The 14,159-nt window shown below is 37.8% G+C and carries 12 protein-coding genes; 10 read left to right on the forward strand and 2 right to left on the reverse strand.

Annotation, left to right across the window (positions count from 1 at the left end; translation table 11 throughout):
- Positions 1-22 precede the first annotated feature (22 nt).
- Together AC4PID_RS12490 and AC4PID_RS12495 are read right to left on the reverse strand one after the other, a co-directional pair.
- Positions 23-3,232 (reverse strand): efflux RND transporter permease subunit, encoded by a 3,210-nt coding sequence (locus AC4PID_RS12490; protein ID WP_492132333.1) that lies wholly within the window; start codon positions 3,230-3,232, stop codon positions 23-25.
- 50 nt (positions 3,233-3,282) lie between these two features.
- Positions 3,283-3,876 carry a TetR/AcrR family transcriptional regulator gene (locus AC4PID_RS12495; RefSeq protein WP_492132334.1) on the reverse strand — a complete coding sequence of 198 codons (594 nt, stop codon included), beginning with the start codon at positions 3,874-3,876 and terminating at the stop codon, positions 3,283-3,285.
- A 163-nt stretch (positions 3,877-4,039) separates the two neighbouring features.
- Here AC4PID_RS12495 and mscL point away from each other — a divergent pair, with 163 nt between their 5' ends.
- From mscL to AC4PID_RS12545, 10 genes are all read left to right on the forward strand, one after another.
- Positions 4,040-4,438 carry a large-conductance mechanosensitive channel protein MscL gene (gene mscL / locus AC4PID_RS12500; protein WP_492132335.1) on the forward strand — a complete coding sequence of 133 codons (399 nt, stop codon included), beginning with the start codon at positions 4,040-4,042 and terminating at the stop codon, positions 4,436-4,438.
- Between the two features lie 175 nt (positions 4,439-4,613).
- On the forward strand, positions 4,614-6,968 hold the full coding sequence (locus AC4PID_RS12505; protein ID WP_492132336.1) for an alpha-galactosidase: 2,355 nt from the start codon (positions 4,614-4,616) through the stop codon (positions 6,966-6,968).
- Between the two features lie 59 nt (positions 6,969-7,027).
- Positions 7,028-7,798, forward strand: coding sequence for an NYN domain-containing protein (locus AC4PID_RS12510; protein WP_492132337.1), 771 nt, complete (start codon positions 7,028-7,030; stop codon positions 7,796-7,798).
- Positions 7,799-7,801: 3 nt separating this feature from the next.
- Positions 7,802-8,578, forward strand: a complete 777-nt coding sequence (locus AC4PID_RS12515) for an EFR1 family ferrodoxin (protein WP_492132338.1) — start codon at positions 7,802-7,804, stop codon at positions 8,576-8,578.
- A 7-nt stretch (positions 8,579-8,585) separates the two neighbouring features.
- Positions 8,586-9,389 (forward strand): diaminopimelate epimerase, encoded by an 804-nt coding sequence (gene dapF, locus AC4PID_RS12520; protein ID WP_492132339.1) that lies wholly within the window; start codon positions 8,586-8,588, stop codon positions 9,387-9,389.
- A gap of 8 nt (positions 9,390-9,397) precedes the next feature.
- Positions 9,398-10,486, forward strand: a complete 1,089-nt coding sequence (gene corA / locus AC4PID_RS12525; protein WP_492132340.1) for a magnesium/cobalt transporter CorA — start codon at positions 9,398-9,400, stop codon at positions 10,484-10,486.
- Positions 10,487-10,500: 14 nt separating this feature from the next.
- On the forward strand, positions 10,501-11,256 hold the full coding sequence (locus tag AC4PID_RS12530) for an NRDE family protein (RefSeq protein ID WP_492132341.1): 756 nt from the start codon (positions 10,501-10,503) through the stop codon (positions 11,254-11,256).
- Positions 11,257-11,266: 10 nt separating this feature from the next.
- On the forward strand, positions 11,267-12,643 hold the full coding sequence (locus AC4PID_RS12535) for a Na+/H+ antiporter NhaC family protein (RefSeq protein ID WP_492132342.1): 1,377 nt from the start codon (positions 11,267-11,269) through the stop codon (positions 12,641-12,643).
- A 53-nt stretch (positions 12,644-12,696) separates the two neighbouring features.
- Complete coding sequence (locus tag AC4PID_RS12540) at positions 12,697-13,143, forward strand: MarR family winged helix-turn-helix transcriptional regulator (RefSeq protein WP_492132343.1); 447 nt, start codon at positions 12,697-12,699, stop codon at positions 13,141-13,143.
- A 167-nt stretch (positions 13,144-13,310) separates the two neighbouring features.
- On the forward strand, positions 13,311-14,156 hold the full coding sequence (locus AC4PID_RS12545; protein WP_492132344.1) for a DegV family protein: 846 nt from the start codon (positions 13,311-13,313) through the stop codon (positions 14,154-14,156).
- Positions 14,157-14,159 lie beyond the last annotated feature (3 nt).

The following is a 14,159-nucleotide window of genomic DNA, read 5'->3' on the forward strand; positions in this document are numbered from 1 at the left end:
AGTTACTTTACGAATCTATTAATTATTTAGTTTCAGATTTCGGTTTATCTTTTTTATGAAATAGGTCGAAAAGAACTGGAATGAACAATAAGGTTAATAAAGTCGCATAGATGAGACCACCGATGGTTGTAATCGCCATAGGTTGCATCATTTCAGTACCTTGTCCTGCGCCAATTGACATCGTTGAAAGTGCGATAATTGTTGTGAGTGCAGTCATTAAAATTGGTCTTAAACGATCTTTACCTGTTTTAAGTAAAGCTTCACGTTTAGACATCCCTTCTTCGCGCATCTTATTCGCATAATCAACAAATACGATACCGTTGTTGACGACAACTCCTGTAAGGATAATCATACCTAAGAAAGCGACGATTGATAGAGGCTTTCCAGTGATTAATAGAGCAAAGAAACCGCCTGTAAATGCCAATGGGATTGTAAACATAACGATAAATGGCGATAATAACGATTGGAATTGAGCAACCATAATCAGATAGATGAATACAAGTGCTAAAAGTAGCATTTTCCCTAAATCTCTAAAAGAGTCGTTGATTGTTTGATTTTCACCCGTCATGGTTACGGAGTAACCATTTGGCACTTCAAGTGTATCGAGGCCTTCTTGAATTTTGTCGGATACGATTCCGATGTTATAATCGGTTTCAAGCGCGCCTGTAACAGTAACGTAACGTTGTTGATTGGTTCTTCTAATGGATTTAAAACCGTTTGCTTCTTCAAGTGATGCGATATCTGAAATTTTGACCATTTCACCCTGAGGTGATGTTATCTCAAGCGCCATGATGTCCTCTCTTGATACGGATTTGATACTATCTTCATCCATAACGATAACACTTAAATCATTACCATCAACATTGATATTAGTAGATGCGGAGTCGCTAGAAAGTGCTTTGTTAATTTCAACAAAAACTTGTGCAACGGTTAATCCTTTTGCTATGCTTTTCTCTTTATCGACAACCACTCTGAGTTCAGGTGATGTCACTTCAACACCACTAGAAACGTCTTTGGTTCCTTCAACTGACTCAACGATATCAGAGATACGAATTGCCAGTGCTTCTAAGGTATCAAAGTCTCTACCTTTAATTTCGATTGAAATTTCACCACCTGTGAGCGAGCCCATATTCATATCCGTTCCAGTAACGCTTAATTCATAATCATCAGAGCCCGCAACTTTTAAGATTTCATCGCCAAGCTCTTGAGTTGAAAGTGAACGTTCATCTGACAAAGTAACATAGAAAGTCGCTGTATTTCCAGAGCCACCGGCTCCGCTCATACCACTACCCATGCCGCCGAACATACCACCGCCTACGGATGCGCCAATGCTTTCGATGCCATCAAGACTCTGCATTTTTGTCGTAACTTCATCAGCTGCCATTCTAAGATCATCAAATGTCGCTTCAAGTGGCATGGTTAATGTAACCGTGAGCTGACCAGAGTCCATACTTGGGAAAAGCTCAGTTCCAACAGCGGTTATGCCGTAAATACTACCTGCAAAAAGACCGATGACGAGCACAATAACCAACCATTTATGATCTAATGAGAAGTTTAGTATTTTTGAATAACCGTTTTTAAGACCAGAGAAAACACGGTGGTCTTGGTTGACTTCTTTTACAAGAATTTTAGAAGCCATAGTTGGAACAAGTGTTAGTGCTACCATTAAGCTTGCTAATAATGAAAAGGCAATGGTCAATGCCATGTCCGTAAAAATTTCTCTTGTAAACCCTTCAATAAAGACGATTGGTAAGAAGACTGCAACCGTCGTTAAAGTGGATGCCATAATTGCACCTGAAACTTGCTTTGCACCTTCAACAGAAGCTTCAATGGCAGATTTGCCTTCACTTCTCATACGATAGATATTTTCTATGACGACAATGGAGTTATCCACCAACATACCAACACCAAGCGCCAAACCACCCATTGAGATAATGTTGAGTGTTATGTCACTAAAGTACATTAGAACAAAAGCAGTTACAACGCTGATTGGGATTGAAAATCCTACGACGAGTGTCGGCTTCAAATCTCTTAAGAAAATAAGTAGGATAACAATAGCCAGTAAGCCACCATAAATAAGATTATTTAATAGTGAATCCACTACAATGTCGATGTACTCACCTTGATTCATCAAAGTGACCATTTGTAAATCTGGATAAGTCTGTTTTAAAGTATCAATTTTCTCAATGACACGATTCGTTATATCTGAGGTAACGTATTCTGTTTGCTTTTGAAGCGTTAGAGTAATGGCATCAATGCCGTTTACTTTTGAGTACATATCATCTGTATTATCTACAATCATGATATCGGCAACATCAGACAGTTTAATTGGATCAATGCCCTCTATCGGTAATGACATAACGATAAGATTCGACAGCGCTTGATCACCTTCAATCGCATCACCAGTTCTTACGAGATAATCCACACCCTCTTCGGTAATATAGCCTGCTGGCATACTGAAATTTTGACCTTTTAAAATACCAGAAATCATATCTTTTGTAATAGAGATTTGTGGTATTTCTGGTTGTGTGGCTGGCTCTGTAGGTTGCATTGCCATATATGCCAATTGCTCAGGGGTAAGCTTTGCTAGTGCTTCTGCTTTCGCAGCCTCTATTTGTGCTTCTATAGCATCTTTAATATCTTTGTTAATGGCATCAATTTTTTCTTGGCGAATCAATACGTGGATTTCATTATCCACAAGTCCTGAGGCGTCAACAGATGCAACCCCCTCAACACTTTCAATTTCAGGAATAATCTTTGTCTCTAAGAATGACGAGGATTCACCAATACTTTGACCTTCAACAGCTGCAGAAACAACCATAATTGGCATCATATCTGGATTGAGTTTCATGATCGTAGAAGTGCCGACACCATCGGGAAGATAACTGCCAAGCATATCTAAGTTTTCTCTCATTTCAATGACTGCTGAATCCATGTTTGTCGTTTCAGCAAACTCAAGGATTACCAGAGACATATTTTCTCTTGAAATCGATTGTACGTTTTTAATGTTACTTATCGAAGCCATACTTTGTTCGATTGATTTTGTGACCACAAGTTCAACTTCCTCGGGGCTGGCACCTATATAGGGCGTTATAATAACCGAGTAGGGAAGATTGACACTTGGTAAAAGATCCGTCGAAATATTGCTAAATGAGACAAATCCAAGTATTAATACGAGGATAATCGCAACGACGACGGTAAATGGTTTTCTAACACTGTAACTTGAAAGCATATTAGACTCCTTAAAATGTGTTTGATAATAATCTAGGGTTGGATTTGATTTTAACAGATGCCTTTTACTAACATTTGAACCAATAAGTCTTTTTCTTTAATAAAGTTAGATTCATCTAATTTAAAGATGTGTTTTCTCATTGCAGTTCGATTAAGCATATCAAAGAATAAATCTGAAAAATACGCTAAATTATCAGATTTGAATCTACCTTCAGCTTGGCCGAGCTCCAAAATGTCGAGTATAATTTGAATCACTTCGAAACGGGCTGCCATTAGTAATTTTAAAGCTTCATGCATGCCATTTGGAATTTTGAATTGATTTGGATTTTCAATCATCATACCCGTAGCACGCATATTTTCATGTACGATTTCACTGTGATGATCGATAAATGCATCCAGTTTTCCTTCGAAATGATCATAACTTAAAATACAGGTTCTGATTCGAGTTAAATAGCGCTCAATGTTGAATTTTACAACCTCAATATACAAATCATCTTTACTTGAAAAATATTCGTATACAGTTCCCTTTCCGATTTCAGCAGAGTGAGCGATGTCGGTAATATTGGTTTCATGGAAACCATTTTTGGCAAATAAATCTGCAGCGGACATTAGAATTATTTCCCTTTTTTCTTTCTTTCTAGCCAAAACTTCACCTCGCTTAAAATAGTATGCTTCATTATAACTGACTGGCTGGTCAGTCGCAATATATTGTGAAGAAATTTAACATTGCGTTCACATTATTCTGATGTGTTTATTTGTGTGTAAATAGGGTAAATCATATTAGAATAACTATAGTGAGGTAAATATTATGTGGAAGGATTTTAAAAAATTTGTCATTAGAGGTAATGTTATTGATTTGGCCGTTGCAGTCATCATTGGTGGTGCGTTTGGAAAAATCGTTACTTCATTTGTAAACGATGTTGTGATGCCCCTAATCGGTACAATATTAGGAAAAGTTGATTTTAAATCATTAAAGTGGGTTTTAGAGCCCGCAATGGGGGATCAACCGGAGGTTGCAGTATATTATGGTAACTTTATTCAAAACATTGTAGATTTTGTCATCATCGCACTTGTGATTTTCATTATGATCCGTATCATTGAGAAAGCTAAGGCAAAGCCAGAACCTGCACCAGCTGAACCGCCAAAGCCTTCTGATGAAGTGATTTTATTAAGTGAAATTAGAGATTTATTAAAATCAAAAGAATAGTTACTCTGTTAAATAATAATTTGAAGGTTTTCCTGCTTTCATAAGTGTTTAAGTGCGCTGTGAAGGCAGGATTTTTCATTTGTGCAGACTAGAGTCACTATGATAATTGTGATAGAATAAGTTAAATGTGAACCGTATATACAGCGTAATCGAAAGTCATATCATGGAGGAAACGATGATCTATATAGAAAATTCCGAGTCCAAAACACCTTTGTTTCATTTGCAGACTTCAAAAACCAGTTATATCTTATCTGTACTTGAGAACGGTAAAGTGGTTAATCTACATTATGGTGAGCGCGTTGCGCATACCGATTATTTAGCAGCGCTTCATCAAAATTATGACATTCAGGTTGGATCAGCGGTTTTATATGAAAAGGGATCACAGGTTACACTGGAAACACTACTACTGGAACAATCTACATATGGAAAAGGAGATTATCGTCATGCTTCTTTGCAAATTGAATTTGACGATGGCATAAGCATCTCTGATTTCATCTATCACAGTCATGTGATCCATGAGGATTTGGTTCATCCTGATGGGATGCCCCATGCAAGATCTGAGGCTGCCAGCTATACGCTAGAGATCATACTTAAGGAAAGACAACGAGAAGTCTTTCAGCATTTGTTTTATTCGCCGTTTGAGGCTTCGAATTGTATCGTTAAATGGACCAGGATTAATAATCTTACGACTGCCTCCTTTTTGATACACTCAATTAAAAGCTTACAGTTAGATTTACCAAACAGCGATTATGAGTGTCTTTCACTTGATGGCACATGGATTCATGAAAGACAACTTAATCAGGGGAGACTGAGACCTGGTATTTTGATTATTGACTCAAAGAAAGGTGTAAGTAGTTCGGCACATAATCCGTATATTGGGCTAAAGGGTCTACAAACTACTGAAAATCAAGGAGAGGCATTTGGATTTACACTTGTATACAGTGGCAACCATATGGCAAGTGTGGAAGTCTCACCTTATCAAATGACGCGTGTAACATTGGGGCTTTCTGAAGTGGATTTTAGATGGCTATTAAAATCAGGTGAATCTTTTGACACACCAGAATGTGTCATGTCTTTTTCAGCAAATGGACTAAATGGGTTGAGTCAAAATTTTCATGTCATGGTTAACCAACATATTGTACCACCTTATTGGCAGTATCGACCAAGACCGATAGGATTTAACAATTGGGAAGCAACCTACTTTGATTTTAATCAGAAGAAGCTCCTTGCTATGGCAAAAGTAGGCAAGCAGTTGGGTATGGAACTGTTTGTTATGGATGATGGCTGGTTTAAAAACCGAACAGATGATACAAAGGCGCTTGGTGATTGGATCTCTGATGATAAGAAACTCCCACAAGGACTTTCGGGAATTGGCAAAGCGATTAGAAAATTAGGGCTACAATTTGGTATCTGGGTAGAACCGGAAATGATTTCAGAGAACAGCGATCTTTATCGAAAACACCCAGAATGGGCCATTCGATTACCAGATAGAGCACCAAGCTTAGGTAGAAATCAGTTGGTTTTAGATTTATCCAACCCTGAAGTCGTGGATTATCTATATGAATCGATATCAAATGTGATTAAATCTTCAGGTGCAACTTTTGTAAAATGGGATATGAATCGAAATTTTTCAGATTTGTATAGTTTTTATCTTTCAAAATACAATCAAAGCGAGTTAACGCATAGATATGTACTCGGACTTTATCGTTTGCTGGATCAATTGACGAAAGCTTACCCAGAAGTGCTATTTGAGTCCTGTGCTAGCGGTGGCAACCGCTACGATATGGGGATGATTTATTACATGCCTCAAGTTTGGACCAGTGATAATACGGATGCGATTGAACGTGTTGAAATTCAACAAGGGACAGGAATGGTATACCCACTTTCAACGATGAGTGCACATGTCAGTGGACAACCCTCTCATCAGGTGTTGAGAAAGACACCTATTGAAACAAGATTTAATGTTGCCTGCTTTGGCATATTGGGCTATGAAATGAATTTGCTTCATTTGACGCCTTTTGATAAAAAAGTAATTGCAAAGCAAATTGAATTTTATAAAAAATACCGCGATCTATTCCAGTTTGGCACGTTATATCGTCATGACAATACGACAAACGTCGATCGAACCGTGTGGACAGTTGTCGATGAGACAAGGTCCAAATTTATAACGGGCTATTTCTTAAAAATGCATCGCCCTTGTCCACCGCTTGAAACGATTAAAATAGTTGATTTAGATCAAAGTGCGGTTTATAAAATAGCCAATCGATTACAATATCAAGATATTCGAGCTTTTGGTGAGCTCATTAATCCTTATATTCCGATTAAGCTAAAGGAAAATGGCATTTTACAAACCGTTATCGCCAATCGTTATCTCTATCCATTAGAAGTGCAACAAATTAATGTAACAGGTGAAATCGCTTCTAAAATTGGACTTAAACTCTACACGCAGTTCACCGGAACAGGTATAAGTGAAAAGACGAGATTGATGACAGATTTTGGGTCGAGGCTCTACCTCGGTGAACGGGAATAAATCTTGTATTCACCGTGCACACACTATAGAATAAAAATATGATGAATTAGGAGAAGATTATGAATACTGAAAGTAGAGAAACGAGAGATCGTCGAATTGCAGTTTTGATCGATGCGGATAATGTCTCTGACAAGTATATCAAATCCATAATAGATGAAGTTTCAAACCACGGTACACCGACGTATAAGAGAATCTATGGTGATTGGACGAAGCCACAGTTGGCCTCTTGGAAGAACGTTTTACTCAATCATTCAATTTCACCCATACAGCAATATGGATATACCACCGGGAAGAATTCAACCGATGCTGCATTGATTATCGATGCGATGGATATCCTATATTCAAAAAACGTCGATGGCTTTTGCATCGTATCTAGTGACAGTGATTTTACAAGGCTTGCATCTAGATTGAGAGAAGCTGGAATGTATGTTTTAGGCATGGGAGAAAAGAAAACACCAACACCTTTTATTGCAGCTTGTGAGAAATTTAAGTATCTTGAAGTCTTAACGGCTACAACGCTTGATCGACCAGAGGTGAATAAATCTAAGACACATAACGTTAAAGATGCAATGATAACTAAGGATGAATTAATAGATGTTATTAAAGCAATCATCAGTGAAATCTCGGATGATGATGGCTGGGCTTTCTTGGGCGAACTTGGCAGTATGCTCAATAAAAGATATCCTGATTTTGATACGCGGAACTATGGTTTTTCTAAGTTGACGCCTCTGGTTTCGTCTTTAAAGCAGTTTGATATAAGGTCAAGAAAAACCAACAACCCTAGTGTCAGCTTAAAGTACATTCGCATCAAGGAAAAGGGAGAAAAATAGGTTATGAAAATTTTGGCATTTTATTTTTCAGGAACAGGCAACACGGCTTTTATTGTGAATCAGTTGAAGGCATCGTTTGCTAAAAACAAGGTTGATATGGAAATCATCAATATTGAGAATTTTGAGCAAGCAGATGAGGAAAAAATTGCGAGTGCGGACTATGTGCTATTTGCATATCCTGTGTATGGTGCAATGGCGCCGATGATTATGTGGCGATTTGTTAAACAAATTGCTGCGTTACTAGAGGACAAGCAAGCGATTGTGATTGCCAATCAAATGTTATTTTCTGGAGATGGAGGCTCGTACTTAGCGAGAATACTAAGAAAATGCCATGCTCAGATCGTTGCCATAGAACATTTTAAAATGCCAACCAATTTATCTGATGTTAAAATCTTTAGAGTGAAAAATGGCGAGCAAGCGAAAGCTTTGACACTGAAAGCGGAGCAACAAATCGATCTCTTCTGCTCTGATTTTGTCAAAGGCATAAGGTTTAAACGTGGCGATGGTGCGGGTTCAATCTTATTAGGCTCTCTGTTGCGCATTCCATTTTCTAAAGGTGAAAGAAAATGGGTAAAAAATGTAAAGATTAATGAAAACAAGTGTACCTTGTGTGGTAAATGTGAAAGCGATTGTCCGGTTGAGGCACTGCGTTTAGTAGACGGTAGAGTCAGTCAAGTGGCGGATTGTACACTTTGTTATAGATGTGTGAATCGATGTCCAGAGTCAGCAATTTCTATCTTAGGGAAGTCTGGACCTTCAAAAAGATACGAAGGAATATGAGGTTGAAATGGTTAGATATAAGAAGGTACAAAGTAATGGCAACAATTTCTTGCTACTCGACAACAGAGGTCAAATTTATTCAGATGTAAAACTGAAGGATATGACAATAAGAGATTGCGATATTAAAAAAGGAATTGGTGCAGATGGCATGTTGGTGATTGAGCCATCAGATGAGACTGATTTTAAAATGAGAATTATCAATGCCAACGGATTTGAAAGTGAAATGTGTGGCAATGGTGCAAGATGTATCGCTAAATATGCCTACGATCACGGTATCGCAGATAAGACGATGACGTTTGAGACTCTAGCAGGACAAATTGGCGCTGTTGTTTCAGAATCGCGTGTTAAGGTGACGATGGGCGCTTATACTTTACCTGATCAAAGTGTTGCTAAACTGAATGGGGTTAATTATCGCTTTATGACACTTGGCGTACCACATGTGGTTGTATTTGAGGATGAAAATCAGCCACTTTCAAAAGCAGAGATGAAGCAAATTGGTTATCGCTTTGACATGAATCATGATGTCTTTGAATGTGGTACCAACGTGAATTTTGTGAGAAAATTGGGTGACGATGAAATTGAGGTTATTACCTATGAACGTGGTGTTGAGGATATTACTGATTCTTGTGGGACGGGGTCATGCGCCAGTGCAGTCATGGCAGCGACTTTTTACAGTATGCAGTCACCAATAAAGGTTCAAAATATAGGTGGAGTCAATATCGTTCACTTTGTTCAGTCGGCTTCTGATGTGGCGGTAGAATTAGAGGGTCACGTCGGATATTCTGGAAGTATTGAATGTGAAGATTTGTAGAGGTAAACGTGAATCAGCCAATGAAGTTTAATCAGTCAGCAAAACACAGTCAATTGACGAAGCTTAATTTGCCGCCTGAATCGGTGGTATATACAGGAAAATACAAGAATACTGAGACCAAGTTTCAGGTGTACTTTTATAACGATCATGGTGCATCTTTAGAAGTATACAGCGACAAAGATGTCGATACGATGTTTTCTGAGATTAAAAGGCGTGAAAAGAAGGTTTGGATCAATATTATTGGGCTCAATTGCATCGATACAATGCTTGCTTTAGGAGAACAGCTGTCTCTTTCAATGCTTGTACTTGAAGATATCGTTCATGTATCTCAGAGAAGTAAGATTGAGAGACATGATTCGTACTTATTTACAATTGTTAAAATGATATACCAAACTGAGGCAACGGGTGTGATTCATGAACATCTGTCGCTCGTTTTAAAAGAAAATCTTGTGATTACTTTCCAAGAGAATGAGGGCGATGTATTTGACGGTATCAGAAAGCGACTTACCCAAGAGAGAAGCCGAATGCGTGCCAGAGGCACGGATTATTTGTATTATGCACTGCTAGATGCCATTGTGGATCATCAGCTGGAAATCTTATATGGTATAGGCAATCTCATCGACACTTATGACCGACAGCTCATAGAAACTGAAAAGTTATCGATTAATCTTCTGTTTGAACTGAGAAAACAAATCATGTTGATTCGTTCGGAGGTAGCTCCGTTTAAAGAAATTCTAAAAGAGCTGTATGACAAAGAAGATCATTTTATTAAAGATGAGACGCGCGTTTTTATCAGAGATGTTTCCGATCATGTCAATCATGTGAACGATCAAGTTGGATTATATCAGGATATGGTTACCAACCTATACGATATGAATATGAATTATTCAAGCAATCGATTAAATCATATAATGACCATTTTAACTGTTTTTTCAGCAATTTTTATCCCACTTAACTTCATGACTGGTTTTTTTGGGATGAACTTTAAGCATTTTCCTGGACTGGATAATCCACTTGCTATCCCGATATTTTTATCCACTGCTACAGGTATTGCTGTCGTAATGGGGATCTTTTTCCTCAGAAAAAAATGGTACTAAGAAAAGAGGCTTTTATGTGTACACTTGCAGTTGCATATAAAGTAATTCCAGATTATCCTTTGATTTTTTTAGGCAATAGAGATGAGTTCTACAAGAGACCGAGTCAAAGTGCAGTCTTGAAAAATGGTGTGATCAGTGGAACCGATTTAGAAAAAGGTGGTACTTGGACCGGTATCAATGATAAAGGAGCTTTTGCCTTTATAACGAATTATAGAGATTTCTCAAAGCATGTGGATCAACCACTTTCAAGAGGTGAATTAACACGTGTGTTTTTACATTCAGAGGTAACACCAATCGATTACTTAAACGAGCTCTCAACAAAACCGCATTTATATGACCCTTATAACCTCATCGTTGGTGATATGAAACATTTAGGTTATTATTCCAATATTGAGAAAAAGGTAACTGTACTTGAACCAGGTCTGTATGGATTAAGCAATGGACTTTTGGACGATTCATGGCCGAAGATCAATGCGATTAAATCAGGATTACAGAACATAGTAGCTTCTGGAAAAATTCAAAATATCGAAGCGTATTTCAGTATATTAGAGGACGATCGAAAGTACCATTCTGGGCTCCCAGATACAGGGATTAAACCAGAGCTGGAGATTGATTTATCGTCGTTGTTTATTGCTCTTGATGGTTATGGCACACGCTTTGAAACGGTCATCATCGTCGATCGGCTAGGTCAGATTCAGTATTATGAAAAATCAAGAGATGACGATGGTCTGTGGCAATTACAGAAATTGACTTTACAAATCCATCAATAAGAGGTGTCATATGGTAATAAAGCTCCCTATGAAATGGGGACTATTGATTGGCTTGTTATTTGTTACAAGTATTTTCACCTGTCTTGGAATAGGTGTATCTCTCGTATGGGGTCTAGGTTTGACCTTAGTGATCGCAACCTTTATTTTAAAGCTCAATGGGGTTGACGTCAGACAAACGCTAAATTGGTTAAAAGAAGGCATTTTAAGTATTAAGGATATTTATATTATCGTTTTCTTAATCGGTGTGAATGTCGCCATGTGGATTGCTTCTGGAATTGTCCCAACCTTAATCTACTTTGGCTTTGGAATTGTTCATAAAGTCTATTTTTTATTATTTGCTTTTTTAATGAGTGCCCTGGTGGCATTTTTTTTAGGTACTGGCTTGGGAACCGTCTCAACCATAGGAATAGCACTTTTTACCTTGGGAAATGCGACGGGTATCCCAAGTGGTGTATTGGTGGGCACCTTAGTATCAGGTGCTTATGTTGCAGATCGACTTTCTCCGATTTCAGCGCTTTCAAATTTTACACTAGAAACGGTAGGGGTGCAGTTTAAGCCTTATTTTAAACAAACCTTACTGGTAATGGTACCTGCGTTTATCCTTTCAGTTTTGGGTTATTTCTTACTGAGTTTAAAATACCCTGCGCAAATTGATCTGAACGCTATCATTGCTTATAAAGAGCTGATTATGACTTATTTTAAAATTAGTCCAGCATTATTTTTACTGCCTCTCTATGTATTAGTTACAAGCTTTATGGGGATCAAATCTAAAAAGGTACTCGGATCTGGCATTTTTATAGCTATGATGATTGCTATCCTGTTTCAAGGCTATAACTTGAATCAACTATTAAGCTTTGCTTGGGGAGGATTTCAATCTGGGAACTCTGATGCCTTTATGCAATCACTTGAAATTGGTGGTGCAAAGGCGATGATAGAGGTGGTGTTTATTATTATGGCGGGAATCTCTATGAGCACTTTATTTGAAAAGTGTGGCTGGATTCATCCAATCATAGAATACGTTAAGATCAAAAGTCGCACGAGAGGTCAGCTCATATTAAACACGGGGGTTTTATCGACGCTACTGGATGCGCTCACTTGTGATCAAACCGTTGGCATACTAGTGCCTGGTAAGTATATGAAAAGCACCTATAGTGAGCGCGGATTGTCGGATATCAATTTAGCACAAAACATTGCCAATACAGGCACAGCTCTAGCACCATTGATGCCTTGGAACGTAAATGCGATCATTATACTCGCAATCACAGGTGTCAACGCAACTCTTTTTGCACCGTATACCTTATTGAACTGGCTGTCTTTCCCTAGTGCGATTATTGTAACGGTTTGGCTACAACGACGAACTAAAACAGTGATACTTGACACAAATTAGGAAAAAGCTTATACTTTCAATATACTTTGACAATCAAACTAATTGGAGATGATATGGATTCAAGAAGAGAAGTGCTTAATCATTTGTTAGTAGAACTTTTTAATCAAATATTAAGCATAGAAGAAAAAGCATTAAAAAAGGGTGATTTTAGCGACTTAACCTTAAACGAGCTACACGTCATCGATGCGACAGGATATGATCAAACCAGTCCAATGACGCATATCGCAACAAAACTTGGCGTTACAGTTGGTACCTTGACGATTGCGATGAATAATTTAGTCAAAAAAGGTTACATCAATCGCGTCAGGAGTGATGAAGACAGAAGAGTCGTTTTAATCGCTTTAACTGAGAAGGGTCGTCTTGCATATCGTCATCACAGTCAATTTCATGAAGACATGATTAACTTTACCATGGATGCATTAGATGAACCAGAAAGCGATGTGTTGATAAAGTCATTAACGAAAATCATCAATTATTTTGATCAAAAATACCTTGATTAGCAAGGTATTTCTTTAGCCTTATTAATTTGATGTTCAAATTAATCGAATTTCAAACAAACATGGCAAAGTTTATCGTTGCCGAAATTAAGCTAATATTTAAAGAATCAGATTAAATATTAAAGGCATATCAAGTATTAATAATAATAGTAAAAAGGGAGAGGGTATAAATGAAAATAACTTTAATTACAGATAGTACGTGTGATATTGCACCTGAGTTGCTTAAAGAAAAGGGCATATTATTTGCACCCTTAAAAGTACTCTTTAAAGATCAAGAGTTTATAGATAAAATTGATTTAACAAATGAAGCCTTTTATAAGATGATGAAAGAAGCCAAGGAGCTGCCTACGACATCACAAGTAAATCCAGGTGAGTTTTATGAGCTTTTCTCAAACGAATTAGCAAAGGGAAATGATGTCATCGGGATCTTTTTATCTTCTGAATTAAGTGGCACATATAACTCAGCAGTGGTAGCAAAAGAAATGCTTGGCAGTGAAAGAATCCACCTTGTTGACAGCAGAACCGTAAGTTTCGCATTAGGGCTAATCGTCATTCTATTACAGGAGGCGATTGATTCAGGGGCTGATGTTAAACAGGTTTTAGATTTAGCAAAGAACTTAACGTCACGCTCGCAACTATACGGCATGCTTGATACCCTTGAAAATCTAAAAAAAGGGGGGCGACTCTCATCAGGAACAGCAATGATTGGAAAGATGCTAAATTTAAAACCGATCATAGAAGTAAAAGAAGGCATCGTCAATATGGCAGAAAAGGCAAGAGGATCAAGAAAAGGCTTATCGTGGATGGTTGAACAAGTTAGAGCTCAATATCCCGATGGTAAAATACCAGAAATTGCAATCGCACATTCTAATAATTTGGATAAGCTTCAAGACATTAAGCAACTCATTTTAGAAAATTTTGAAGTTGCAAAAATATATGAAATCGAAATAGGAACCGTTGTTGGCACCCATGCAGGCGAAGGCGCTGTTGGGATTACTTATTTCAAACAAGCATAAAAG

It is taken from the genome of Fusibacter sp. QWL-12, assembly GCF_058683495.1.